The organism is Rhodospirillales bacterium, from assembly GCA_016699855.1.
Taxonomy (GTDB): Bacteria; Pseudomonadota; Alphaproteobacteria; order Reyranellales; family Reyranellaceae.
Genome location: CP064988.1, coordinates 2,242,187 through 2,267,316, shown reverse-complemented (window position 1 = coordinate 2,267,316; position 25,130 = coordinate 2,242,187). Strand labels below are relative to the sequence as shown.

The 25,130-nt window shown below is 71.4% G+C and carries 23 protein-coding genes and 2 pseudogenes; 21 read left to right on the top strand and 4 right to left on the bottom strand.

Annotated features, from left to right (window positions below; all coding sequences use genetic code 11):
• Positions 1 to 17: 17 nt before the first annotated feature.
• The 4 genes from IPK81_10610 to IPK81_10595 all read left to right on the top strand — a co-directional run bounded on the left by IPK81_10610 (position 18) and on the right by IPK81_10595 (position 5,417).
• A complete protein-coding gene (locus tag IPK81_10610) occupies positions 18 to 1,208 on the top strand; it encodes a glycosyltransferase (protein QQS14564.1) in 1,191 nt (396 codons plus the stop codon).
• 225 nt (positions 1,209 to 1,433) lie between these two features.
• The gene (thrS, locus tag IPK81_10605) at positions 1,434 to 3,377 is read left to right on the top strand and encodes a threonine--tRNA ligase (protein QQS14563.1); all 1,944 of its coding nucleotides are present in this window, start codon (positions 1,434 to 1,436) and stop codon (positions 3,375 to 3,377) included.
• Positions 3,378 to 3,478: 101 nt separating this feature from the next.
• Complete coding sequence (locus IPK81_10600) at positions 3,479 to 4,003, top strand: translation initiation factor IF-3 (GenBank protein ID QQS14562.1); 525 nt, start codon at positions 3,479 to 3,481, stop codon at positions 4,001 to 4,003.
• A gap of 238 nt (positions 4,004 to 4,241) precedes the next feature.
• Positions 4,242 to 5,417 carry an acetyl-CoA C-acetyltransferase gene (locus IPK81_10595; protein QQS14561.1) on the top strand — a complete coding sequence of 392 codons (1,176 nt, stop codon included), beginning with the start codon at positions 4,242 to 4,244 and terminating at the stop codon, positions 5,415 to 5,417.
• A 63-nt stretch (positions 5,418 to 5,480) separates the two neighbouring features.
• Here IPK81_10595 and IPK81_10590 read toward each other — a convergent pair whose 3' ends face one another.
• Entirely contained in the window at positions 5,481 to 6,560 is a 1,080-nt protein-coding gene (locus IPK81_10590; GenBank protein ID QQS14560.1) for a nitronate monooxygenase, read from the bottom strand.
• A 113-nt stretch (positions 6,561 to 6,673) separates the two neighbouring features.
• Here IPK81_10590 and IPK81_10585 point away from each other — a divergent pair, with 113 nt between their 5' ends.
• From IPK81_10585 to phbB, 3 genes are all read left to right on the top strand, one after another.
• Positions 6,674 to 7,561, top strand: coding sequence for a LysR family transcriptional regulator (locus tag IPK81_10585; protein ID QQS14559.1), 888 nt, complete (start codon positions 6,674 to 6,676; stop codon positions 7,559 to 7,561).
• Positions 7,562 to 7,638: 77 nt separating this feature from the next.
• Positions 7,639 to 8,148: a hypothetical protein gene (locus IPK81_10580; protein ID QQS14558.1), complete on the top strand. Its 510-nt coding sequence runs from the start codon at positions 7,639 to 7,641 to the stop codon at positions 8,146 to 8,148.
• Between the two features lie 162 nt (positions 8,149 to 8,310).
• Complete coding sequence (gene phbB, locus IPK81_10575; GenBank protein QQS14557.1) at positions 8,311 to 9,036, top strand: acetoacetyl-CoA reductase; 726 nt, start codon at positions 8,311 to 8,313, stop codon at positions 9,034 to 9,036.
• A 25-nt stretch (positions 9,037 to 9,061) separates the two neighbouring features.
• Here phbB and IPK81_10570 read toward each other — a convergent pair whose 3' ends face one another.
• Positions 9,062 to 9,973 carry an alpha/beta fold hydrolase gene (locus tag IPK81_10570; GenBank protein ID QQS14556.1) on the bottom strand — a complete coding sequence of 304 codons (912 nt, stop codon included), beginning with the start codon at positions 9,971 to 9,973 and terminating at the stop codon, positions 9,062 to 9,064.
• A 96-nt stretch (positions 9,974 to 10,069) separates the two neighbouring features.
• Positions 10,070 to 10,717 carry a WHG domain-containing protein gene (locus IPK81_10565; protein QQS14555.1) on the bottom strand — a complete coding sequence of 216 codons (648 nt, stop codon included), beginning with the start codon at positions 10,715 to 10,717 and terminating at the stop codon, positions 10,070 to 10,072.
• 102 nt (positions 10,718 to 10,819) lie between these two features.
• Between IPK81_10565 and IPK81_10560 the strand changes: the two genes are divergently transcribed.
• The 11 genes and pseudogenes from IPK81_10560 to IPK81_10510 all read left to right on the top strand — a co-directional run bounded on the left by IPK81_10560 (position 10,820) and on the right by IPK81_10510 (position 22,726).
• Positions 10,820 to 11,224 carry a DUF2306 domain-containing protein gene (locus IPK81_10560; GenBank protein ID QQS14554.1) on the top strand — a complete coding sequence of 135 codons (405 nt, stop codon included), beginning with the start codon at positions 10,820 to 10,822 and terminating at the stop codon, positions 11,222 to 11,224.
• 111 nt (positions 11,225 to 11,335) lie between these two features.
• The gene (locus tag IPK81_10555; GenBank protein ID QQS14553.1) at positions 11,336 to 11,740 is read left to right on the top strand and encodes a carboxymuconolactone decarboxylase family protein; all 405 of its coding nucleotides are present in this window, start codon (positions 11,336 to 11,338) and stop codon (positions 11,738 to 11,740) included.
• A gap of 102 nt (positions 11,741 to 11,842) precedes the next feature.
• Complete coding sequence (locus IPK81_10550; protein ID QQS14552.1) at positions 11,843 to 12,460, top strand: hypothetical protein; 618 nt, start codon at positions 11,843 to 11,845, stop codon at positions 12,458 to 12,460.
• Positions 12,461 to 12,787: 327 nt separating this feature from the next.
• Positions 12,788 to 13,744, top strand: coding sequence for an ABC transporter permease (locus IPK81_10545; protein QQS14551.1), 957 nt, complete (start codon positions 12,788 to 12,790; stop codon positions 13,742 to 13,744).
• On the top strand, positions 13,741 to 14,640 hold the full coding sequence (locus tag IPK81_10540) for an ABC transporter permease (GenBank protein ID QQS14550.1): 900 nt from the start codon (positions 13,741 to 13,743) through the stop codon (positions 14,638 to 14,640). The genes IPK81_10545 and IPK81_10540 overlap by 4 nt, the downstream gene beginning before the upstream one ends.
• A gap of 56 nt (positions 14,641 to 14,696) precedes the next feature.
• Positions 14,697 to 16,394 (top strand): ABC transporter substrate-binding protein, encoded by a 1,698-nt coding sequence (locus tag IPK81_10535; GenBank protein ID QQS14549.1) that lies wholly within the window; start codon positions 14,697 to 14,699, stop codon positions 16,392 to 16,394.
• A 50-nt stretch (positions 16,395 to 16,444) separates the two neighbouring features.
• Complete coding sequence (locus IPK81_10530; GenBank protein QQS14548.1) at positions 16,445 to 18,103, top strand: amidohydrolase family protein; 1,659 nt, start codon at positions 16,445 to 16,447, stop codon at positions 18,101 to 18,103.
• A 32-nt stretch (positions 18,104 to 18,135) separates the two neighbouring features.
• A pseudogene (locus tag IPK81_10525) lies at positions 18,136 to 19,855 on the top strand (ABC transporter substrate-binding protein).
• Positions 19,856 to 19,932: 77 nt separating this feature from the next.
• Positions 19,933 to 20,904: an ABC transporter ATP-binding protein gene (locus IPK81_10520; protein QQS14547.1), complete on the top strand. Its 972-nt coding sequence runs from the start codon at positions 19,933 to 19,935 to the stop codon at positions 20,902 to 20,904.
• A pseudogene (locus tag IPK81_10515) lies at positions 20,897 to 21,938 on the top strand (dipeptide ABC transporter ATP-binding protein). The gene IPK81_10520 and the pseudogene IPK81_10515 overlap by 8 nt, the downstream one beginning before the upstream one ends.
• A gap of 23 nt (positions 21,939 to 21,961) precedes the next feature.
• Positions 21,962 to 22,726: an alpha/beta hydrolase gene (locus IPK81_10510; protein ID QQS14546.1), complete on the top strand. Its 765-nt coding sequence runs from the start codon at positions 21,962 to 21,964 to the stop codon at positions 22,724 to 22,726.
• Between the two features lie 219 nt (positions 22,727 to 22,945).
• Here IPK81_10510 and IPK81_10505 read toward each other — a convergent pair whose 3' ends face one another.
• Positions 22,946 to 23,770, bottom strand: a complete 825-nt coding sequence (locus IPK81_10505) for a sugar phosphate isomerase/epimerase (GenBank protein QQS14545.1) — start codon at positions 23,768 to 23,770, stop codon at positions 22,946 to 22,948.
• Between the two features lie 175 nt (positions 23,771 to 23,945).
• Between IPK81_10505 and IPK81_10500 the strand changes: the two genes are divergently transcribed.
• The 3 genes from IPK81_10500 (at position 23,946) to IPK81_10490 (ending at position 25,006) form a co-directional block, all read left to right on the top strand.
• Positions 23,946 to 24,338: a VOC family protein gene (locus IPK81_10500; protein ID QQS14544.1), complete on the top strand. Its 393-nt coding sequence runs from the start codon at positions 23,946 to 23,948 to the stop codon at positions 24,336 to 24,338.
• Positions 24,339 to 24,408: 70 nt separating this feature from the next.
• A complete protein-coding gene (locus IPK81_10495) occupies positions 24,409 to 24,615 on the top strand; it encodes a hypothetical protein (protein ID QQS14543.1) in 207 nt (68 codons plus the stop codon).
• A 121-nt stretch (positions 24,616 to 24,736) separates the two neighbouring features.
• Entirely contained in the window at positions 24,737 to 25,006 is a 270-nt protein-coding gene (locus IPK81_10490; protein ID QQS14542.1) for a hypothetical protein, read from the top strand.
• The last annotated feature ends 124 nt before the right edge of the window (positions 25,007 to 25,130 follow it).

Below are 25,130 nucleotides of genomic sequence, written 5' to 3'. Positions count from 1 at the left end.
GTCCACGCAGCGTCGAGATGAGCGAAAGTAGCATCCCGCCCGCGACGGACGCGAGCCGCGCGCCCAACGTCCTGCAGATCGTCCCCGCGCTGGATGGCGGCGGCGTCGCGCGCGCCGCGGTCGACACCGCGGCCGCGGTCGTGGCTGCCGGCGGCCGCGCGGTGATCGCCGCGCCCGCCGCCGGCGCGATGCTGGGCGAGTTGCGCCGCCTCAAGGTGCCGCTGCTGAGCGTGCCGGCGGACCGCGACGGTCTGGTGGCGGCGTGGTCGAACGCGCGCAGATTGCGCGAGGCGATGACGGAGCACGGCATCGACATCGTGCACGCCCGCTCGCGCGCCGCGGCGTGGACGGCGCGCCATCTGACGCGCGCCGCGGCCGTGAAGTTCGTGGCCACCGCGCACCGGCCGACCCGGGCCGAAAGCTGGGCCGGACGGCGCATGGAGGCGGCGCAGGCGCAGGCGGACCGCGTCATCGCCGTGTCGGATTTCGTCGCCCGCGACATCGCCGCCCGGCACGCGCCGCCCGACGGACGCCTGGTGACGATCCGCGCCGGCATCAATCTCGACCGCTTCAACCCGGCCACGGTGCGCGCCGAGCGCGTCATCAAGCTGGCCTCGCAGTGGCGCCTGCCCGACGACCGCCGCGTCGTGCTGTTCCCCGGCCGGTTGACCGAGAATCGCGGCCAGCGGCGGCTGATCGAGGCCGTGCGCGCGCTCGGGCGGTCCGACATCTATTGCCTGCTGGTCGGCGCCGGCGATCCGCCGTCGTCGTTCGAATCGACGCTGAAGCGCGACATCGAGACGGCCGGACTGGGTGGCATCGTCGGGCTGGCGCCGTACTGCGCGGACATGCCGGCCGCCTACATGCTGGCCGACGTCGTGGTCGCCGGCGGTGGCGGGCAGGGGTTCAGCCGGATCATCGTCGAGGCCCAGGCGATGAGCCGTCCCGTGGTGTGCGACGCCGATGGCGGCGCCGTCGAGGGGATGGTGCCCGACGAGACCGGCTGGGCGGCGGCGTCCGACGACCCTGCGGCGCTGGCCCGCGCGCTCGACACCGCGCTCGGCCTGTCACCGGAACGGCGGGCCGTCCTGTCGCACCGCGCCCAGCGCCACGTGCGCGAGAATTTCACCACCGAGGCCATGTGCCGCCGCACCCTGGAGCTCTATGCCGACGTGCTCGATCGCGCGCCGGCGCACGCGGCGGCTTGACAGCGCGGCGACCCGCACGTACCTCATGCGCCATGATCGCGCACCGGACCTCCGTTTCGACCGCTTCGGCGGGTCGGCGAACGTCCACCGACCGAACTTGAGGCGGCCGGGCGTCAGTTCCTGTCCGGAACGGCCTCCCGGCCTGCGTCCGCCGAGCGCTGGCGGCACGCGCCCGAGCCCCGCGGCGGCGCCGCGCGACCATTTCAAGATTCCGAGCGAAATCCGATGATCAATCTCGTTCTGCCCGACGGCAGCGTCAGGTCCTTCGACCGCGCCGTCTCGGGCGCCGACCTGGCCGCCTCGATCGGCCCCGGTCTGGCCAAGGCCGCCCTGGCGGTGAAAGTCGACGGCGAACTGCGCGACCTCGCGCGGCCGATCGAGCGCGACGCCAAGGTCGCGCTTGTGACCGCCCGCGACCCGGAGGCGCTGGAGCTGCTGCGCCACGACGCCGCGCACATCCTCGCCCAGGCCGTGCAGGAGCTTTTCCCCGGCACGCAGATCACCTTCGGCCCCGCCACCGAGGCCGGCTTTTACTACGACTTCGCCCGCGCCGAGCCGTTCAGGCCCGAGGATTTCGCGCGCATCGAGGCCCGCATGGCCGAGATCGTGGACCGCGACCTGCCGATCGTGCGCGAGGTGTGGGACCGCGCGCGCCTGAAGCGGCACTTCGTCGACCATGGCGAGAGCTTCAAGGCCGAATGGTCCGACGCGCTGCCGGAGCACGAGGAGATCACGGTCTACCGCCAGGGCGACTGGCTCGACATGTGCCGCGGTCCGCACCTGCCCTCGACCGGGAAGCTCGGCAAGGCGTTCAAGCTGATGCGCGTGTCCGGCGCCTACTGGCGCGGCGACGCGAAGAACGCGCAGCTGCAGCGGATCTACGGCACGGCGTTCTTCTCGGACAAGGAGCTCAAGGCGTATCTGACCCAGCTCGAGGAGGCTGAGAAGCGCGACCACCGCAGGATCGGCCGCGAGATGGGACTCTTCCATCAGCAGGAGGAGGCCGCCGGCATGGTGTTCTGGCACCCCAAGGGCTGGCAACTCTGGCGCACGCTGGAGACCTTCCTGCGCCGACGTCTCGACGACGGCGGCTACGTGGAGGTCAAGACTCCGCAGCTGGTGGACCGGCGGCTGTGGGAGGCTTCCGGCCATTGGGAGAAGTTCCGCGAGAACATGTACATCTCGGAGAACGAGGACGGTTTGCGCGACTACATCGCCGATCCGTCGGCACGCGTGTTCGCGCTGAAGCCGATGAACTGCCCGTGCCACGTGCAGATCTTCAACCAGGGCCTCAAGAGCTACCGCGACCTGCCGCTGCGGCTCGCCGAGTTCGGCTCGTGCCACCGGTTCGAGCCGGCCGGCGCGCTGCACGGCATCCTTCGCGTGCGCAACTTCACCCAGGACGACGCCCACATCTTCTGCACCGAGCAGCAGATCGAGGCGGAGACGATCCGCTTCTGCGACCTGCTGCGCGGCATCTACCGCGACCTCGGCTTCCCCGACTTCTTCGTTAAGTTCTCGGACCGGCCGCCGGTGCGCGCCGGCAGCGACGCGGTTTGGGACCAGGCGGAGTCGGCGCTGCGCGAGGCCTCCAAGGCGGCCGGCATCGACCTGATCCTCAACCCCGGCGAGGGCGCGTTCTACGGGCCCAAACTGGAGTTCGTGCTGCGTGACGCCATCGGAGGCGACTGGCAGTGCGGCACGCTGCAGGTCGATTTCGTCGTGCCGGAGCGGCTGGGCGCCGCCTATATCGGCGAGGACGGCGCACGGCACGTCCCCGTGATGCTGCATCGCGCGATCTTCGGCTCGATGGAGCGGATGATCGGCATCCTGATCGAGAATTACGCCGGGCGTTTCCCGCTCTGGCTGGCACCGACACAAGCGGTGGTGTGCACCATCGTCAGCGACGCCGATTCCTATGCCGAGGAGGTCGCGGCGGCGCTGCGCGCGGCTGGGCTGCGGGTCGAGACCGATCTGCGCAACGAAAAGATCAACTACAAGGTCCGCGAGCATTCGCTGGCCAAGACCCCTTTGCTGATCGCGGTCGGCAAGCGCGACATCGAGAATCGCGCCGTCGTGGTGCGCCGTCTCGGGTCGGACAAGCAGGAAACCCTTGCGTTGTCCGACGCGGTTCATAAATTGAAGGAAGAGGCGCGGCCTCCACTTTAGGAAGCCGCGTCGACGAGCCGGCCGGGTCCGCGGATCCGGCCGCATTTCAGCCGCCGACGGGAGTCGGGGCCGTTTCGAAGGAGAGCGACATAGCCAGGCCGATGCAGCAATCCGCGCCCGCCCGCGAGGGTCCGCGCGTGAACCGGGAGATCCGGGCGTTCAACGTGCGCCTCATCAACGAGGCGGGCGACATGGTCGGGGTGCTCGATACCCGCGAGGCGATCGAGATGGCCATCGAGGCCGGCCTCGATCTGATCGAGATCTCGCCCAACGCCGAACCGCCCGTGTGCAAGATCGGCGACTACGGCAAGTACAAGTACGAGGCCCAGAAGAAGGCCAACGAGGCGCGCAAGAAGCAGAAGGTCATCGAGGTCAAGGAGGTCAAGTTCCGGCCGGGCACCGACGACCACGACTACGACGTCAAGATGCGCTCGATGCGCCGCTTCCTCGAGGAGGGCGACAAGGTCAAGGTGACCCTGCGCTTCCGCGGCCGCGAGATGGCGCATCAGGAGCTCGGCATGAAGGTGCTGGAGCGGGTGCGCGACGACACCGCCGACCTGTCCAAGATCGAGCAGTTCCCGAAGATGGAAGGCCGGCAGATGGTGATGGTGCTGTCGGCGAAATAGCCGACGCCGCGGTCCCGCCGGGCGGACTCCGGGCGGGCGGCGGTCGCTCATCCCTGCGCGCGCATGCCATGTTGCGCCGCAGCATGAGCTATGCGAGTTCGACGACCCCGGCAGGTTGTGGCGTCGTGTCGGCCGGGCCTAGTTTACATCGCGTTCCAGAAGCGGCCGGCCGCGCATCGCGCGGCGGGACCGCGCCGCCCCGCGCCATCGCGGGAAGTGGACACCGGAGGAGGGAATCATGACCGACATCGTCATCGCCGCGGCGGCGCGCACGCCGATCGGCTCGTTCAACGGCGCCTTCGGCGCGGTCCCTGCGCACGAACTGGGCCGCGTCGCCATCGTGGGCGCGCTCGACCGCGCCGGCGTCAAGCCGGAGGAGGTCGACGAGGTCATCATGGGCCAGATCCTGTCGGCCGGTCAGGGACAGAACCCCGCCCGCCAGGCGGCGGTCAACGCCGGCATCCCCGTCGACAAGACCGCGCTCGGCATCAACCAGCTCTGCGGCTCGGGTCTGCGCGCGGTGGCGTTCGGCTGGCAGGCGATCAAGAACGGCGACGCCAGCATCATGGTGGTCGGCGGCCAGGAGAGCATGAGCCAGGCGCCGCACGTCGCGCACATGCGCGACGGCACCAAGATGGGCGACTTCAAGTTCGTCGATTCGATGATCAAGGACGGCCTGTGGGACGCCTTCAACGGCTACCACATGGGCAGCACCGCCGAGAACGTGGCGCAGAAGTACCAGATCACCCGCGCCGAGCAGGACGCCTTCGCCGCCGGTTCGCAGAACAAGGCCGAGGCCGCGCAGAAGAGCGGACGCTTCAAGGACGAGATCGTCCCGGTCACGGTCAAGACCCGCAAGGGCGATGTCGTGGTCGACACCGACGAGTTCCCGCGCCACGGCACGACGGCCGAGTCCCTTTCGAAGCTGCGTCCCGCCTTCTCGAAGGACGGCAGCGTGACGGCCGGCAACGCCTCGGGCATAAACGACGGCGCCGCCGCCATCGTGCTGATGAGCGCCGAGGAGGCCAAGAAGCGCGGCGTCACGCCGCTGGCGAAGATCGTGTCGTGGGCGACCACCGGTGTCGACCCGTCGATCATGGGCATCGGCCCGGTGACCGCCTCGCAGGCGGCGCTGAAGAAGGCCGGCTGGACGGTCAAGGATCTCGACCTCGTCGAGGCCAACGAGGCGTTCGCGGCGCAGGCGCTGGCGGTCGGCAAGGAGCTGGGCCTTGATCCGGCCAAACTCAACGTCAACGGCGGCGCCATCGCGCTCGGCCACCCGATCGGCGCCTCGGGCGCGCGGGTGCTGACCACCCTGCTGCACGAGATGAAGAAGCGCGACGCCAAGAAGGGCCTCGCCACGCTCTGCATCGGCGGCGGCATGGGCATCGCGATGTGCGTCGAGCGCGCCTGACGCGCCGCCGCTCCATCCCCGGAACCGACGACGCCCGCCCCGCGAGGGGCGGGCGTTTCCGTGTCAGCGTCCCGCCAACGCGCGCATGCCGGCGCGGGCGCCGTCGGCCAGCGCGCGCGTGAGATCGGCGGCCGGCCCGTCGCGACCCAGCGCGGCGGCTTGCCCCGACCACAGCGGCGAGAAATCACCGGATCCCTTGGCCTCGGCGGCGGCGCGCAGCGGCTGGATCGCCGACGTCGCGAGCGGGAACGCCGGCGCGTGCGGGCTGATCGGGCCCTGCTCGCGCATCACGCGGTTCAGCAGACCGCGCGCCGGCCGGCCGGTGAAGATGTTGGTCAGCGACGTCGCGTCGGCGGCGCCGGACTTGAGCGCGGCGCGATGCACCGCCGACGTGCCGGCCTCGTCGCAGAATAGATAGGCGGTGCCGATCTGGGCCGCGCTGGCGCCCAGCGCCAGCGCCGCGACCACGCCGCGCGCATCGGCGATGCCGCCGGCCGCGACCACGGGGACGTTCACCGCGTCGACGATCTGCGGCACCAGCGCCATCGTGCCGGGCTGGGCGGCCGTGTCGGTGGTGAGGAACATGCCGCGGTGGCCGCCGGCCTCGGCGCCCTGCGCGATGATGGCGTCGACGCCGCGGGCCTCGAGCCAGCGCGCCTCCTCGACCGTCGTCGCCGAGCTCATGGTCACGCAGCCCGCCGCCTTGACGCGCTCGAACAGACGCTGCTCCGGCAGCCCGAAATGGAAGCTCACGACGCGCGGCCGCAGCTCGACCATAAGGTCGCACGCGGCGGCATCGAACGGCGCGCGGCCGGGTCCCTCTGGGATGGTCGCGGGGTCGATGCCGAACTCGGCGTAGTACGCGCCGAGCGATTCGCGCCACGCCGCCTCGCGCGCGGGATCGGGCACCGGCGGCGTATGGACGAAGAAATTGACGTTGATCGGCCGGTCGGTGCGCTGGCGGATCACGCCGACGCCGGCCCGCGTCTGGTCGAGCGTCAGCGTGGCGCAGGCCAGCGAGCCCAGCCCGCCCACTTCCGACACGGCCGCGGCCAGCGCCGGCGGCCCGAAGCCGGCCATCGGCGCCTGGACGATCGGGTGCTCGATGCCGACGAGGTCGAGAAAGCGGCGGTCGGGCCACATGGCCGTGCCTCCCGTGAGGGTCGAAGGCGGCGAGCCTACGCCGGTGCTGGCCCCCTTGATAACCGATATTATGTGATCTGAAGCATCTGTTTCAGTGATATTTGGAGCGCGCCATGGACGCCGCCGACCTGCGCATATTCGAGACCGTCGCCCGCGCCGGGGCCATGAGCCGCGCCGCCGTCGAGCTGAACACGGTTCAGTCGAACGTGACCGCCCGTGTGCGGTCGCTGGAGGGCGAACTGGGCACGCCGCTGTTCACGCGCTCGCGCCGCGGCGTGGCGCTGACCGACGCCGGCCGCCGCCTGCTGCCCTACGCGGAGCGCCTGCGCACCATGCTGGTCGACGCCCGCCGCGCCGTGCGCGACGACGGCACCCCGACCGGGCCGCTGACCCTGGGCACGCTGGAGACAACGGCGGCGCTGCGTCTGGCGCGGCCGCTGGCGCGCTTCACGGCGCGCTGGCCGGACGTCGACCTCGCGCTGCGCGCCGGCACCACCGCCGAGCTGGTCGGCTCGACGCTGCGCCGCGACGTCGAGGGCGCGTTCGTGTGCGGGCCGGTCGACCATCCCGACCTCGTCGAGCGCGTCGTGTTCCGCGAGACGCTGGCCGTCGTCGGCGGCCCGGCCCTGCGGTCGATCGAGGCGCTGCGCGCCGGACGCGAGACGCGCATCGTGGTGCTGCGCGCGGGCTGCTCCTACCGGCAGCGGCTCGAGGACGTGCTGGCGCGCCGCGGCGTCGTCGCGACGCGGACGCTCGAGTTCGGCACCATCGAGGCGATGCTGGCCTGCGTCGCGGCCGGCATCGGCGTCACGCTGCTGCCGCGCGCGCTGGTGGCGGCGGGGACCGCCGGCGCCGGCGGCGCGCGCGGCCTGACGCTGCACGCCCTGCCGGCTGCCGACGCCGACGTGGCGACCGTGTTCATCCGTCGCCGCGACGCCGCGCCATCGCGCGCGCTCGACGCCTTCATCTCGATCGTCGGCGGTGCGCGCCATCCGACGTGAGGGCGCCGGCCGCGCGTGGACGGCGGTCGCGGGGGCCGGTACCATCGACACCGGATGGAGGCGCCGCGGGGAGCGATATGGCCTTCAGTCGTTGGATCCTCTCCGCCATCGTCGCTTTGTCGGTGATGGTGTCGGAGCTGTCGGCCGCGGCCCAGGCCTGCCCGTCGGAGCGCGAGATCCGGACGCTTGAACGGCGTAAGGACCAACTCGGCCTCTACTGCCGCGCCGTCCTGATGGAAGCCGGTGCCGATCGCGAATGCGCCAGGGCGCGCGCCACGCGGGACTATGGCGACGCCGACGCCTGCCACTACGCGGCGGAGAATCTCGTGTCGCACCTGCGTGACTGCGTGCGGCGCGGGGGGCCGTACACCGCCCACTGCGCGGCGCTGCAGGGCCGCGCCGAGGCCCGGCTGGCGGCCGCCGCCGCCGATCCGCTATGGCGCGGCACGCAGGAGCGCCGCGGCCGCCGCCACGCCGACTTGGCGCGCTGCCGGGTGGAATGCACGCGCCTCGACGCCGCGAGCGGACGATGGGAGACCGATTTTGCCTGCGTCGACCGTTGCGCGGACCCCGAGGACGACGATTGACCGCGGCGTGTGAACGGCCGTTTGCGACAACATGGATCGCGGACATTCGGCCCCGGCGGTGCGAAAAGCGGCGCGTCGAGGGGCCGACGCGCGGCTCCGGATCGGCTAGGGTGGCGGCGTCCGGCGGTGTCGAACGCCGCCGGCGCGCGCAGGGAGGGGACAATGGCAGGACGTGTGGCGCTCGTGACGGGCGGAACCCGCGGCATCGGCGCGGCGATCTCGCGCATGTTGAAGCTGCGGGGATACAACGTGGCCGCGAACTACGCCGGCAACGACGTGGCGGCGCAGACCTTCAAGGCCGAGACGGGGATCCCGGTCTACAAGTTCGATGTCGGCGATTTCGCCGCGGTGAGCGCCGCGGTGGCGCAGATCGAGAAGGAACTCGGTCCGATCGAGGTCGTTGTCAACAACGCCGGCATCACCCGAGACTCCACGATGCGGCGGCTGTCGCGCGACATGTGGGACCAGGTGATCGACACCAACCTCGGCAGCTGCTTCAACGTCTGCAAGGCGGTGTGGGACGGCATGAACGCGCGCGGCTTCGGGCGCATCGTCAACATCGGCTCGATCAACGGCCAGGGCGGCCAGTACGGCCAGGTGAACTACGCCGCCGCCAAGTCGGGCATCCACGGCTTCACCAAGGCGCTGGCCCAGGAGGGCGCCTCCAAGAACATCACCGTCAACGCCATCGCGCCGGGCTACACCGACACCGACATGGTCTCGGCCGTGCCGGCCGCGGTGCTCGAGAAGATCGTCGCCAAGATCCCGGTCGGGCGGCTGGGCAAGGCCGACGAGATCGCGCGCGGCGTGGTGTTCCTGGTCGCCGACGACGCCGGCTTCATCACCGGCTCGACGATCAGCATCAACGGCGGCCAGCACATGTACTAAGGCGCGCCGCGCATCCGCGACACCACTAGGGGCGGCCGGAAGGCCGCCCTTTTCCTTTGTCGGCGGCGCCGCGCGGCGCGATCTCGGACGGGCCGCGGGCCGGCGCCGGCGGATCCAACGGCGCCACCTCGCGGCGGGCCGCCGGCGCCGCGGCGGCCTTCGTCAGCAGGGTCGCCAGCTCCTGCGGCGCCGTCACCATCGCGTCGTGGCTGGTCGGCAGGTCGAACCAGCGCCAGTCCGGATTCGCCCTCACGACGCCGCGGTAGGTGCCGTGCGGCATCATCGCCGGCCGGGTGCAGGCGATGTAGTCGCCGGGCACGCCGTTGCCGACCGGGTTGGTGAGGAACAGCGGCTGGTCGAACGTGTTCAGCGGATGCGGCCGCAGGTTCCGCTGCACCCAGGCCAGCAGCGCGCGGTCGGCGATGCCGAAGGTGCTCCCGGGCACCGGCAGGATCCCGGCCTTGCGCTGCGCCGTGCTGGCGGCGCGTTCGTCCAGTTCGTAGAGGTTGGCGCCGCTCAGGCTGACGCCGTTCTCGGGGATCACGGCGTCGAGGTAGACCAGCCGGCGCAGCAGCTGTGGCACGCGGTCGGCGACGCCGCTGATCACCGCGCCGGCGTAGCTGTGTCCGACCAGCACGACGTCGCGCAGATCGTGGGCGTAGAGCAGCTGCACGATCTCGTCGATATGGGTGTCGAGCGTGATGTGCGGGCCGATCTCGGCGGTGCGCTCGCCGCAGCCAGAGAGCGTCGGCGCGTAGGACCAGTGCCCGCGCGCCGCCAGCAGCGGCGTCAGCCGCTGCCAGCACCACGCGCCATGCCAGGCGCCGTGCACCAGCACGAACGGCGGGGACGCGTCAGCCTTGGCCGCGCCGCCGCCGGCGAGGGCGGCGAGCGCGGTTCCGAGCACCGCGCGGCGGTGGAGCGGGGGCGCGTTCATGGTCGGACCGTCAACGCGAGCGTAGCAACGGCGCTCCCGCCGCCGCACCCATTTTGTTTCGCCACCACCGCGCCGGCCGCCCTGAAACCGCCGCTTTCAACCGGCGCCGCCGGCCCGCCGCGCCATGCCGCCGAGCACGTCGGCGGCGATCTCCAGCCGCGTGCGGCCGCGCGCCATCGCCTCCGGGATCTGGCCGTCCAGCAGCAGCGTCGCCAGCCCGTGGGCGCAGGCCCAGGCGCCGATCGTGGCCTCGACGGCGCGCTCCGCGCCGTGGGCGCGGCCGGCCTCGGCCCGCAACCCGCCGAGGCTGGCCATCGCGGCGGCGAGCAGGTCGGGCGTGGCGTCCTTGCCGAGCAGGCCCGAGAACATCAGGCGGAAGGTCGCCGGCTGGTCGAGCGCGAACGCGATGTAGGCCACGCCGGTGGCGCGCAGCCGCTCGTCCGGCGTGGCCGCCGCGGCGGCGGCGCGGGTGCGCCGCGCCAGCTCGCGGAAACCGTCGGCCGCCAGCGCCGCGAGCAGCGCCTCGCGCGAGGCGAAGTGGCGCGACGGCGCGTTGTGCGACACGCCGAGCCGGCGGGCGATCTCGCGCAGGCTGAGACCCGCCGGCCCGCGCGCGTCGAGCGCCGCCTTGGCGGCCTCGAGAATCGCCGCCCGCAGATCGCCGTGGTGGTAGGCGGCCGCCGGCTTGGCGGCGGCGGGGACGGGCGGGCTGGGCGCTCCGCCGCGCCGGGTGGATGTTGGCATTGACAACATTACTCCGGGCATCTAAGTTGACAGTGACAACATTAGCTGCCGGTGCCGCTACCCGCAACCCCGGGCGGCGCCGGGGACGCCAGGAGAACCGCGATGGACATCCAGCCCTTTCTCGACGCCTCCGCGGCGACGCGGATCCATCTCGTGGCGGCGGTCGCCGCCTTCGGACTGGGCGCGTGGGTCCTGTCGCGGCCGAAGGGAACGCCGGTCCATCGCGCGTTGGGCCGGGTGTGGATGGGGCTCATGGTGGTCGCGGCGCTGAGCTCGTTCCTCATCGCGGCGACGCTGGTGCCGGTGATCGGCCGCTTCGGCATCATCCACGGATTGTCGGTGCTGGTGCTGGCGATGGTCGTGCTGGCGATCCGCGCGGCGCGCGCCGGCCGTATCCGCGGCCACCGCTACTACGTGCTGGGCCTGTACGCCGGAGCCATCCTCGGCGCCGGGGCGGGGGCGTTGGCGCCCGGCCGCCTGATCTCGCGCATGCTCGGCTACGCCTGAGCGGCGCGCGGACGCGGGTGGACCGCGCCGCCGAAGCGACGCACCTTCGCTCTCCACGACGCGCCGGCCGGCATCCCCCCGCCGGCGCCGCGATATCATGGAGGCACGGTGATGACGGATGGAGTCCTGGTCGAGTACGACGCGGCGGCCCCGGAGGCGCGCGCGGTGTTCGAGGAGATCGCCCGGGCGCGCGGCATCGATCCGCGCGCGGTCAACAATTTCTGGAAGGCGATGGCGCGCCATCCCGGGCAGATGCGCCGGATGTGGTCGAACATGACGTCCGTGATGGGGCCGGGCGCGCTCGATCCGCTCGTGAAGGAGATGGTCTACCTCGCGGTGTCCGTGACCAACGATTGCGCCTACTGCGTCGCCTCGCACACGGCGCAGGCGCGCCGGAAGGGGATGAGCGAGGCGATGTTCGGTGAATTGATGGCGGTCGTCGGGCTGGCCAACGAGACGAACCGCCTCGCCAGCGGCTACCGCGTGCCGGTCGACGACATTTTCATGACGCCTTGACGCGCGCCCCGCCGAATCGCGGGGGATGCCGGGCCGCGTTGGCCCGTAAGGCTTATCAAGGCGGGGCGGAAACCCCGCCGATCCGGACAGGAACCCCGCACCATGACCCGTCACATCGCCATTCCGCGCGTCGCCTTGCTGGGCGCGCTGCTCGCCGCCGGCCTGTCGGCCGCCGCGGCCGCCGAACCCGCCGAGGGCGGCGTCGGTACGCCGCGCATCGACCAGCGCCAGGTCAACCAGGAGCGCCGCATCGACGCCGGCACGCTCGACGGGTCCCTGACCGAGGCCGAGCAGCGCCGGCTCGACCGCGGCCAGGCGCGGGTCGCCGGCGCCGAGGCCAGGGCGAAGCACGACGGCGAGGTGACCGCCGCCGAGCGCGCCCGTCTGACGGCGATGCAGCGTCACCAGAGCGGCGCGATCTACCGCCAGCGCCACGACGGCCAGGGCAGCGTCGCGGGCGGCGGGACGCCGCATCCCGCCGGCATCAACGCGCATCAGCGCCACCAGCAGGCGCGCATCTACGCCGGCGCCCGCGACGGCTCGCTGACCCCGGCCGAGTTCCGGCGGCTGGAAGGTGGCCAGGCCCGCGTCGCGACGGTCGAGCGCCGCGCCCGCGCCGACGGCGAGGTGACGGCGGCGGAGCGCGGCCGCATCCGCGGCATGCAGGCCCATCAGAGCCGCGCGATCCACACGGCGCGCCACAACGGCCGCGCCCGGTAGCGACGCCGCCGCCGGCCGCGCCGGCGACACGGAGACGGGGGCGACGGTCCAGGGAAACCCGGGCCGTCGCCCTTTTCGCGTCCCGCCGTGGCGTCCGCGCCCGCCTTGCGGAACGCGCGCGCCGCCGGCGCGTCGGGCGCGGGCGGCGCGATTGACGGCCGGCCGCGCCGACGCGTAGCCTTCGCGCGCGAACGCCCGGCAAGAGGCGTCGCGGTGGGAGACGCCGGGCTCGGCCCGCGTCGCAGTCGACGACCGACGCCACCGCCGGGGTTCCGCCACGGGACGCGCCGGCGCGGCGCGGCCACGCGAGCGGAGGGACGCCAAGCGATGCAGGCCTATATCGCGCGCCGCCTGCTTGCGTTGATTCCGACGCTGTTCTTCGCCAGCGTCATCGTGTTCGTGACCGTGCGCCTGATCCCCGGCGACATCATCGACCTGATGATGAGCCAGAACGACATCGCCGCCGGCAAGAAGGACCGCCTCGCGCTCGAGGCCGCGCTGGGCCTCGATCAGCCCATGCACCTGCAGTACTTCCGCTGGGTCGGCGCCATCCTGTTCTCCGGCGACATGGGCCGGTCGCTGTGGCAGAACACGCCCGTCACCGAGCAGATCCTGCAGCGCCTGCCCGTGACCTTCGAGCTGGGCCTGCTGTCGCTGCTGGTCGCGCTGACCGTGGCGATCCCGATCGGCGTGTTCTCGGCGGTGCGCCAGGACACCGGCGGCGACTATCTGGCGCGGTCGTTCTCCATCCTCATGCTGGCGGTCCCGAGTTTCTGGCTGGGCACCCTGGTGATGGTGTTCCCGTCGATCTGGTGGGGCTGGTCGCCGGAGATCAAGTTCGCGAAGTTCACCGACGACCCGCTGCGCAACCTCTCGCAGATGCTGGTGCCGTCGATCATCCTCGGCTGCTCGCTGTCGGCGGTGACCATGCGCCTGACGCGCACGATGATGCTGGAGGTGCTGCGGCAGGACTACGTGCGCACCGCCTGGGCCAAGGGCCTCAACGAGCCGCTGGTCGTGATGCGCCACGCCCTGCGCAACGCCATGATCCCCGTCGTCACGCTGATCGGCCTGCAGGCGCCGATCCTGATCGGCGGCGCCGTCATCATGGAGCAGATCTTCGTGATCCCGGGGATGGGGCTGCTGCTGCTGGAGGCGGTCAGCGCGCGGGACTACCCGATCATCACCGGCGTGTTCCTGATCGTCGGCGTCGCCGTGATGGTGATCAACCTCGTCGTCGACCTCAGCTACGGACTTCTCGATCCGAAGGTGCGCTACAGATGACCGCGGTCGCCGACAGCCTCGACGCCGCGGCGCCGGCGCGCCGCCGCGGCCCCTTCATGGCGTTCGTCGTCCGCCTGGTGCGGGAGAAGCCGCTGGGCGCGATCGGCGGCGTCGTGTGCGTGCTGTTCCTGTTCTGCGGGATCTTCGCCGACGTGCTGGCGCCGTACGGGTTCAACCAGCCCAACATGCTGCACCGGCTGAAGCCGCCAAGCCTCGCCTTCCCGTTCGGCACCGACAACCTCGGCCGCGACATGCTCTCGCGCTGCCTCTACGGGGCGCAGCTCTCGGTCATCATCGGCTTCGGCGCCGCCGGCCTCGCCACCGTCATCTCGATCGTGCTGGGCATCCTCACGGGGTACCTTGGCGGCAAGTTCGACATGGTCACGCAGCGCTTCGTCGACGCCTGGATGAGCTTCCCCGAGCTGATCATCCTGATCGTCGTCGTCTCGGTGGTCGGGCCGGGCATGCCGCAGATCATCGTCGTGCTGGGTCTGGCGCTGGGCATCGCCGGCTCTCGCATCGTGCGCGGCGCCGTCGTCTCGGTGCGCGAGAACATGTACGTGCACGCCGCGCAGTCGACCGGCGCGCGCACCTTCCGCATCCTGCTGCGCCACGTGCTGCCCAACGTCATGGCGCCGGTGATCGTGCTGTTCACCAACCGCGTCGGCGCCGTGATCCTGGCCGAGTCCGGCCTGTCGTTCCTCGGTTTCGGGGTGCCGCCGCCGGCGCCGACCTGGGGCGGCATGCTGTCCGGGTCGGGCCGCGCCTACATGTACCAGGGGCCGTGGCTGGCGATGGCGCCGGGCCTGTGCCTGACGGTGGTGGTCTACGCCATCGCGATGTTCGGCGACGCGCTGCGCGATCTGCTCGATCCGCGCATGCGCGGCAGCCGCTAGACGAAGGACGGGACGACGAGCGCCGCGACGACGGCGCCGGAGCAGGGGAGGACACGATGATCGCATTCAGGAACGCCGCGCTGGGCGCCGCGCTTGGAGTCACGGCGGCGATGGCCGCGCCGGCGCAGGCGCAGGAGGCGCCGAAATACGGCGGCACGCTGGAGATCGGCACGGTCTACGTGACGCTGTCGGCCCTGTCGTTCGATCCGCACGACTGGAACTGGAAGCTCAACCACGACACCGGCCACTACCTCGAGCAGCTCTTCGTCGGCGACCTGTCGAAGGCGCGCCGCAACGGCGGCAAGCACCCGTTCGTGGCGGACGGCTACCTCGCGTCGGACGCCATCAAGGGCGAGCTGGCCGAGAGCTGGTCGTGGAAGGAGAATCCGCTGCGGGTCGAGATCAAGCTGCGCAAGGGCGTGATGTTCCCGGCCAAACCCGGCGTCATGAAGAGCCGCGAGCTGACCTCGGAGGACGTGGCCTACACCTTCAGGCGGCTGATCAGCAGCCCGAAGCAGCAGAAGGGCTATTTCGACCACGTCGAGAAGGTCGAGACGCCCGACAGCCACACCGTCGTCTTCCACATGAAGTACTTCCACGCCGAATGGGACTACCGCTTCGGCTGGGGCTACTACTCGCCGATCTACGCCAAGGAGATGGTCGACGCCGGCGCCACCAACTGGAAGAACGCCGTCGGCACCGGGCCGTTCCAGCTCGCCGACTTCGTGCAGGGCAACTCGAACACCTACACCAAGAACCCGGTCTACTGGGGCAAGGAGACGGTCGGCGGCAAGGAGTACCAGCTGCCGTTCGTCGACAAGGTGGTGTACCGGACGATCAAGGACGAGGCGACGTGGATCACGGCGCTGCGCACCGGCAAGCTCGACATCCTCGAGGCGATCCGCTGGCAGAACGTCGAGAGCCTCAAGAAGAGCGCGCCGCAGCTGCAGTGGAACAAGTGGCTCAACCAGTCCGGCACGTTCATGGCGATGCGCATGGACGTCGACGGCCCGTTCAAGGACGTCCGCGTGCGCCGCGCGCTCAACATGGCGGTCAACAAGCAGGAGGTCGTCAAGGCCTACTACAACGGCGAGGCCGAGCTGTTCGCCTATCCGCAGCACCCCGACTACGGTCCGTACTTCGAGACGCTCGACCAGATGCCGGCGTCGGTGAAGGAGCTGTTCACCTACGATCCGGCCAAGGCGAAGAAGCTGCTGGCCGAGGCGGGGTACCCGAAGGGCTTCACCACCAAGGTCCAGGTCTGCGCCTGCAACCCCGACCACATGGACCTGCTGCCGCTGATCGCCGCCTACTACGAGCAGATCGGCGTCAAGCTCGAGATCCAGCCCATGGAGTACGGCGCGTTCCTCAGCGCCATGAGCTCGCGCACCCACGCGCCGGCCTATTTCATGAACTCCGGCCACGTCAATCCGACGCGCACGATCCACAAGAGCTTCATCACCGGCGAGCTGTGGAATCCGGCGGGCTTCTCCGATCCGAAGTACGACGCCAAGATGGACCAGGTGTTCCGCAGCAAGGACGAGGCGGACCGCATCAAGCTGCTGCGCGAGCTGACGCGCGAGATCGTCGACCAGGCGCCCTACGTGTGGATGCCGATCCCGTACGTCTACACGGCGTGGTGGCCGTGGGTGAAGAACTACGGCGGCGAGCTGCGCGTCGGCGCGGTGCGTCCCGGCCCGATCTACGCCCGCATCTGGGTCGACCAGGACATGAAGAAGAAGATGGGATTCTGACGCCGGCCCGCGCGTCGCGGGACCGGCCACCGGCTCTGGAGGGAACGGCCATGGCGTACGATATCGTGATCCGCGGCGGCGAGATCGTCGACGGCACCGGCGCGGAGCCGGTGCGCGGCGACATCGGGATCGAGGGCGGCGTCGTCACCGCCGTCGGCGCGGTCGAGGGCCGCGGCCGGCGCGAGATCGACGCCGAGGGTATGACGGTCACGCCGGGCTTCATCGACATCCACACCCATCTCGACGCGCAGATCGGGTGGGACCCCGACTGCACGCCGGTGAGCTGGCACGGCGTCACCACGGCGCTGCTGGGCAATTGCGGAGTCACCTTCGCGCCGGTGCGGCCGGCCGACAAGGAACTGCTCGCCGGCATGATGGAGACCGTCGAGGACATCCCGCGCCAGGCGATCCTGTCGGGCCTGCCGTGGAGCTGGGAGGACTACGGCGGCTATCTCGACGCCGTCGAGGCGCTCCGGCCGGGCATCAACATCGCCGGCCTGGTCGGCCACAGCGCCGTGCGCTTCTACGTCATGGGCGACCGCGCCGTCGAGGAGGCGGCGACCGAGGACGACATGCGGCGCATGGTCGACGTGGTCGCCCGCTCGATCGACGCCGGCGCGGCCGGCTTCTCGATCAACCGCTTCGCCGAGCACAAGCTGCCGGACGGCCGCGCCATCCCCGGCACCTTCGCCGATCCGGCGGAGATCATCGAGATCGCCAAGGTGGTGGCGCCGCGCGGCGCGCTGGTCCAGGCGGTCGGCGCCGACCTCGCGCTGCTGGGCGACATCGCGGATTCCGCCAAGGGCCGCGTGCTGTGCAGCTACGGCGCCGGCGGCGGCGACGTCGCGCTGGCCGGCCGGCGGCGCGACGCGCTCGAGACGCTGTGCGAGGGCCGCGACATCACCGCCATCACGCAGGTGCGCGGTTCGGGCATGATCTACGGCCTGCAGGCCTCGCTGCCCGTGCGCGGCGCGACGTGGTCGCGTCTACGGCGCATGCCGACGCTGGCGGACAAGGTCGCCGCGCTGGGCGACCCGGATATCCACGCCGCGCTGATGGCGGAGGTCCGCGAGAACGGCTTCAAGCAGAACCTCGGCACGCCGGTCGAGAAGGTGTTCTACCTCGGCGCCGGCGCGTCGCCCGACTACACCGGCGCGGAGGAGCTGAACCTCGTCGCCATGGCGCGGGCGCGCGGCGAGCACTGGGCCGAGACGTTCCTGCGGCTGTCGCGCGAGACCGGCGGCCGGGCGCTGTTCACGCTACGGATGTTCAACCCCGACATCGACGCGCTGGCCCACATGTTCCGCAGCGACCGCTGCTTCCCCAGCCTCGGCGACGCCGGCGCGCACGTCTCGCAGGTGATGGACGCCGGCTGGGCGACGTTCATGCTGTCGTACTGGGTGCGCGAGCGGCGCTTCTTCTCGATGGGCCAGGCGGTCAGGCGCATGACCTCGATGCCGGCGCGAGTCATGGGGCTGCGCGACCGCGGCGTGCTGGCGCCGGGCATGCGCGCCGACGTCAACGTGTTCGACGCGGCGACGGTCGCCGAACTCCAGCCCGAGCTGGTCAACGACTTCCCCGGCGGCGCGCCGCGCTTCGTCCAGCGCGCCACGGGCTACAAGGCCACCATCGTCAACGGCGCGGTCAACGTGCTCGACGGCGCGTTCACCGGCGCGCGCGCGGGCGCCGTGCTGCGGCACGCCGCGTGAGCGCGCGGTCCGGGATCGCAGGGGAGGGACGCATGCGCATCGCTATCGGACGGACCAAGGGAGCGCTGCTGGCCGGCGCCTTGGCGCTGGGAATCGGCGCCTCGGCCGGCGGGGCCGCGGCGCAGGCGCCGGAGGCGCCGAAATACGGCGGCACGCTGGAGATCGGCACCGTCTACGTGACGCTGTCGGCGCTGTCGTGGGATCCGGCGGACTGGAACTGGAAATCCAACCACGACAGCGGCGCGATGTACGAGCAGCTGTTCGCCGGCGACCTGTCGAAGAGCGTCAAGGCCGGCGGCAAGCACGCGTTCATCCTCGACGCGCACCTGCCGTCGGACGCCATCCGCGGCGAGCTGGCCGAGACCTGGGCGTGGAAGAAGGACCCGCTGCGCGTCGAGATCCAGCTGCGCAAAGGCGTGATGTTCCCCGAGAAGCCCGGCGTCATGAAGAGCCGCGAACTGGTCGCCGACGACGTCGTGCACAGCTACACGCGGCTTGCGACCAGCCCGAAGAAGCTGCTGGGCTATTTCGACCACATCGAGAAGGTCGAGGCGACCGGCACGCACACCGTGGTCTTCACCTTCAAGCACCACTTCGCCGAGTGGGACTACCGCTTCGGCTGGGGCTACTACTCCGGCATCTACCCGAAGGAGGTGTCCGACGCCGGCGCCGGCGAACTGGAAGAACGCCAACGGCACCGGCCCGTTCATGCTGACCGATTTCGTGTCCGGCAACTCGAACACCTACACCAAGAACCCGGTGTACTGGGACAAGGAGAGGATCGGCGGCAAGGAGTACAAGCTGCCGTTCCTCGACAAGGTCGTCTATCGCACGATCAAGGACGAGGCGACCTCGATCGCCTCGCTGCGCACCGGCAAGCTCGACATCCTCGAAGCCATCCGCTGGCAGAACGTCGAGAGCCTCAAGAAGAGCGCGCCGGCGCTGAGATGGAACCGCTGGCTGGCGCAGTCCGGCACGTTCATGGCGATGCGCGTCGACGTCGACGGCCCGTTCAAGGACGTCCGCGTGCGCCGCGCGCTCAACATGGCGGTCAACAAGAAGGAGATCGTCTCGGCCTACTACAACGGCAACGCCGAGCTGTTCGCCTATCCCCAGCATCCCGACTACGGCGGCTATTTCGAGCCGCTGGAGAAGATGCCGGCGTCGGTGAAGGAGCTGTTCACCTACGATCCGGCCAAGGCGAAGAAGCTGCTGGCCGAGGCCGGCTTCCCGAAGGGCTTCACCACGAAGGTCCAGGTCTGCTCGTGCAGCCCCGACCACATGGACCTGCTGCCGCTGGTCGCGGCGTACCTGGAGCAGGTCGGCGTCAAGCTCGAGATCCAGCCGATGGAGTACGCGGCGTTCCTGTCGGCGATGACGACGCGGACGATGACGCCGGCCTACTTCATGAACAACGGCCACACCAACCCGACCACGACGATCCGCAAGAGCTTCGTCACAAAGCAGACCTGGAACCCGTCGGGCTGGTCCGACCCCGAGTACGACAAGCGCATGGACGCGGCCTACCGGGAGCCGGACGAGGAGAAGCGGATGGAGACGCTGCGCGAGCTGACGCGCGAGATCCTCGACAAGGCGCCGTACATCTGGCTGCCGACGCCGTACGTCTACACCGCGTGGTGGCCGTGGGTGAAAAATTACAACGGCGAGCTGCGCGTCGGCGCGGTGCGCCCCGGTCCGGTCTACGCCCGCATCTGGGTCGACCAGGAGATGAAGAAGAAGATGGGCTTCTGATGCCCGCCCCGGTGGACCCCCCCCCCCCCCCCCCCCCCCCCCCCCCCCCCCCCCCCCCCCCCCGCGCGCCGCGCCCGATGACAGCGCCGCTTCTCCAGGTCCGCGACCTCGTCACGCGCTTCCGCACCGAGCGCGGATCGGTCGCCGCGGTCGACCGCGTCTCGTTCGACGTCGGCGTCGGCGAGACGGTGGCGATCGTGGGCGAGTCCGGCTCGGGCAAGAGCGTGACGGCGCTGTCGATCCTGCGACTGATCCCCGATCCGCCGGGCCGGATCGAATCCGGCGAGGTGCTGTTCGACGGCGTCGACCTGCTCAAGCTCACCGAGCCGGAGATCCGCGCCATCCGCGGCGACCGCATCGCCATGATCTTCCAGGAACCGATGTCGTCGCTGAACCCGGCGCTGACCGTCGGCATGCAGGTCGCGGAGCCGGTCCAGCTCCACCGCCAGGTCAGCTGGGCGGCGGCGCTCGAGAAGGCCAAGGAGATGCTGGGCCGCGTGCGGATTCCCGACGCCGCCAGCCGCCTGAACTCCTATCCGCACCAGTACTCCGGCGGCATGCGGCAGCGCGTCATGATCGCGATGGCGCTCGCGTGCGAGCCGAGGCTGATCATCGCCGACGAGCCGACCACCGCGCTGGACGTCACGGTGCAGGCGCAGATCCTCGACCTGCTCAAGAGCCAGGCCGTCGACCGCGGGACGTCGCTGATCCTGATCACCCACGACCTCGGCGTCGTCGCGCGCTACGCCGACCGCGTCATCGTCATGTACGGCGGCCGCGTGGTCGAGGCCGCGCCTGCGCGCATCCTCTACAAGTCGCCGCGCCATCCCTACACCCGCGGCCTGATGGCCTCGGTGCCGCGGCTGGACGGCGACACCAGCCGGCCGCTGGTGCCGATCGAGGGCCAGCCGCCCAACCTCGCCGCGCTGCCGCCGGGTTGCGCCTTCGCGCCGCGCTGCGGCCTGGCCACCGATCGCTGCCGGGCCGAGAAGCCGGAGCTCGAGGCGGTCGGGCCCGGCCATTCCAAGGCCTGCTTCGTCGATGCCTGACACCGCCGCGCCCGCCGCCCCGCCGACCGCCGCCGCGCCCGCCGGCGACGAGATTCTGCGCGTCGAGGATCTCAAGGTCCATTTCCCGGTCATGAAGGGCGTCGTCTTCCAGACGCAGGTCGCGACCGTGAAGGCCGTCGACGGCGTCTCGTTCACGCTCAAGCGCGGCGAGACGCTGGGGCTGGTCGGCGAGAGCGGTTGCGGCAAGTCGACCACCGGCCTCGCCATCCTGCGCATGCTCAAGCCGACCGCCGGCCGCATCGTGCTGGAAGGCGAGGACATCACGGACCACGACGAGGCGCGCATGCGCCCGATCCGCCGCCGCATGCAGATGGTCTACCAGGACCCCTACGGCTCGCTGAACCCGCGCATGCGCGTCTGCGACATCGTCGGCGAACCGCTGGTGGTGCACGGGCTGGCCGGCGACCGGGCGGTCTACCGCGAGCGCGTCGCGGAGCTGCTCGACATCGTCGGCCTGCTGCCGGACATGTCCGACCGCTACCCGCACGAGTTCTCCGGCGGCCAGCGCCAGCGCATCGGCATCGCCCGCGCACTGGCGATGAACCCCCGGCTGGTGATCTGCGACGAGCCGGTCTCGGCGCTCGACGTGTCGATCCAGGCGCAGGTCGTGAACCTGTTCATGGATCTGCAGGCGCGGCTCGGCCTGACCTACGTGTTCATCGCCCACGACCTGTCGGTGGTGCGACACATCTCGGACCGCGTCGCGGTGATGTATCTCGGCCGCATCGTCGAGGTCGCCACCCGCGACGCGCTGTACCGCGATCCGCGGCATCCCTACACGCGCGCTGCTGGCCGCGATCCCGATCCCCGATCCCGAGCTCGAGGCGTCGCGCCCGCGGACGGTGATCTCCGGCGAGGTGCCCAGCGCGCTGCGGCCGCCGCCGGGCTGCGGCTTCAACACGCGCTGCCCGCACGCCGGGCCGCGCTGCCGCGAGGTCGAGCCGGTCCTGCGCGACCTCGGCGACGGACGCGCGGTCTCCTGCCACATGCACGACGGCGGCACCGGCGCCTGAGCGCCGTGCCGGGAGGAGCGACCATGGCCACGTTCACCTCGGACGGTCTCGATCTCGCCTACGAGGACGTCGGCCCGCGCGACGCGCGCCGCAGCGTCGTGCTGGCGCACGGCTTCTCGTCGAACCGCTACGAGAACTGGAAGCGCATGGGCTGGTACGACGCGTTCGAGCGCAAGGGCATGCGCTGCGTCGCGCTCGACTTCCGCGGCCACGGCCAGAGCGCCAAGCCGCACGATCCCGCGCTCTACGACCGCCGCGCCATGGCCGGCGACATCGTGGCGCTGATGGACCATCTCGCGATCGAGCGCGCCGCGCTGATCGGCTTCTCGATGGGCTCGCACCTGTCGCTGACGGCGGCGCTGTCGCATGGCGGCCGCTTCCGCGACCTCGTGCTCGGCGGCGTCGGCGGCAGGATGCTGGAGCCGCAACCGTCCGACGGGCGCATGGCGGCGGCGATGGAGGCGGCCGATCCCGCCACCATCGAGGACCCGATGATGCGCAGCTTCCGGCACTTCGCCGACGAGCAGAAGGAGGACCGGCTGGCGCTGGCCGCCTGTTCGCGCGGCGCCCGCATGGAGATCGACCGCGCCGCGCTGGGCGCGCTCGCCGTGCCTACCTTGGTGATCGCCGGCGCCCGCGACGCGCTGGCCGGCGCGCCGCAGGGCCTGGCCTCGGCCATCCCCGGCGCCAAGGCCGTGGTCGTGCCGGGCTGCGACCATTTCTCGATCATCGCCCACGCGCTGTTCAAGGCCACCGTGTTCGACTTCCTCGACGGGTATCTGGACTGACGGACGCGGTCGCGCCCGGCAGTGGCGGCGCGCACCACGCGCACGTAGACATCGCGCACGACCGCTCCCCACGTCATCCTGAGCGCAGCGCCGCAGGCGCGCAGTCGACGGATCTTGTCGGTCCGCGCACCGCGGAAGGATTCTTCGACCACGGCGCTACGCGCCTCCGCTCGGAATGACGGGAGAAGCACCGCGCGGCCGGATCACGGCCGTGGTGTCCTACCGCTCCTCCTCCGCCAACGCCGCCAGCAGCGCGCGCGTCGCGGCCAGGGCGCGGCGGGCGCGCTCGACGGCGGGGACGGTCTTCGCCAGCGCCAGCGTGGGAATCTCCAGACTGAGCGGGATGTCCGGCGGCAGGGCCCGCAGCATACCGCGCAGGTCGAGCCCGCCCTCGCCGGGGAACAGTCGCTCGGCGCGGGCCTGTCGCAGGATCTCGTCGGTGTCGGTCGGCCGCTCGGCCGGCGCGTCGCAGAGCTGGGCGTAGCGGAGGCGCCCGGGTGGCACGGCGCGGATGTCGTCGGGCGTGCCCGCCGAGCGGTCCCAGTGGATGGCGTCGACCAGCACGCCGCCATTGGCGCGGCCGGCGGCGGCGACGATGCGCGCGGCCTGCGGCACGGAGCGCGCGTCGGTCCACGGCATCGGCTCGAGATCGGCGGTCAGCTCGAAGCGCGCCGCCAGCTCGCAGATGGCGGCGAAATTGTCGATCAGCCGCGCCTCGTCCGGATCGTTGCCGGCCACCAGCGCGTGCTTCGCGCCGAGCCGCGCGCCGGCGTCGAAGGCGGCGGCGTAGTCCTGCACGCGGGTGTGCGGGCGCAGCCGGAAGATCTCGATGTCGAGGACCTTCACCCCGGTGTCGACCAGCCGTTGGGCGACCTCGCGCGCCATCGCGGTGTCGCCGATCATCGGATGCAGCGTGTCGTCGGGGGTCGCCGGGATCAGGCGCAGGCCGACATGGCTGAAGCCGGCCGCCGCCGCGCACGCCACCTGGTCCGGCGGTCGCAGCTCCAGCACCGTCAGCGCCGCCAATCCGATGGGACGCGCCATCGCCGATCCTCCCGTTGCCGCCGCCGCGCCGTCGCGCGAAGCCGCCGAGGCGGTATCGATACCGCGTTCCGCGCCGTCGCGCACCGCGGCGTGCGCGGACCCGCGCCGGAGCGGTCGACCTCGCGGTGGCGTCCGCCCTGGGATCGGGCCGCCGTGCCGGCGGACGGAGGACTGGGTGGTCGCCGTCGGTATCAACGATCTCGACCACACGATCCCGCTGTGCTCGCGCATCGAGGAGACGCGCGCCTTCTACCGCGACGTCATGGGCTTTGCGGTCGAGCTGGACACGCCGACCTGGGTGAGCTTCCGCGTCGGATCGAGCCTGCTCACGTTGCGCCCGCGCGGACCTTGGGCCGCCTGGCACGACGGCGCCGCCGTGCCGGACGCCGCCTCGGTGCAGCTCGCGTTCCGGGTGGCGCCGCCGGCCATCGACGCTTGGCACGCCGAACTGGTCGCCAAGGGCGTGCCGATCGTCAGGCCGCCGATCGAGATCGCGTCGTGTCGGCACCGCGCGATGTTCTTCCGCGATCCCGAGGACAACGTCATCGAACGCCACGCCGGGATCTGACAGCGCCGGACGCGGCCGCGCGCGGTCGTGCTAAGGTGCCGGCAGGCGTCCATCGGCGATGGGGTTTGAAATGACGTACGACGAGTTCGCGGTCCTCGACGCGATCCGCGGCTTCGGCCCGCGCGCGCGCGTTCCGCGCAAATCCATCATCGACAAGACCCACCTGTCGGCCGACCGGGTCGAGAAGGCGCTGAAGGGGCTCGACGACAGCGGCCACGTCGTGCTCGACGGCGACATCGCCAGGACGACGTCGGAGGGCACGACCTTCGACACCTGAGCGGGCCCCGGCCTCCGCCGGCGGCGGCGAATCAACGGGCGTGTGCCGCATTGCACACGCGCGGGGCCGGGTCGGTGACAGAGTCCGCCCATCGGGAGGGCCCGACACCGAGGGGATGGACATGACGATCACCGGCGCACGGAGCGCATCGATGCGCGCCACGATGGACGAACTGGCCGATTCGGGCCGGTGCATCGATTTCTGGGACGTCGAGACGGGCTTGCGCGCCCGCGGCTACTCCGCCGACGGCGCGCGGCACGCGACGCTCGACGCGGCGGCCCGTCACGCATTGAACGCGCGCTGCGCCAGCGCCCGGGTCCGCACCCTCGGATCTCTGAAGAACCACCCCGCCCGTCTGGATTCCTGCGCTCTGTACAGGAAGCGCCCATAGCGCCGCGGCGCCATCGAGATCCAGGGGCGGGCCCGGCCGCGCGGACGCACTGCGCGTCAGCGGCCTCGCGCCGGCCCGGCGCAAGGGCGCGCCGATTCGCCTGCCCTTGGAGGCTTTGCGGGGT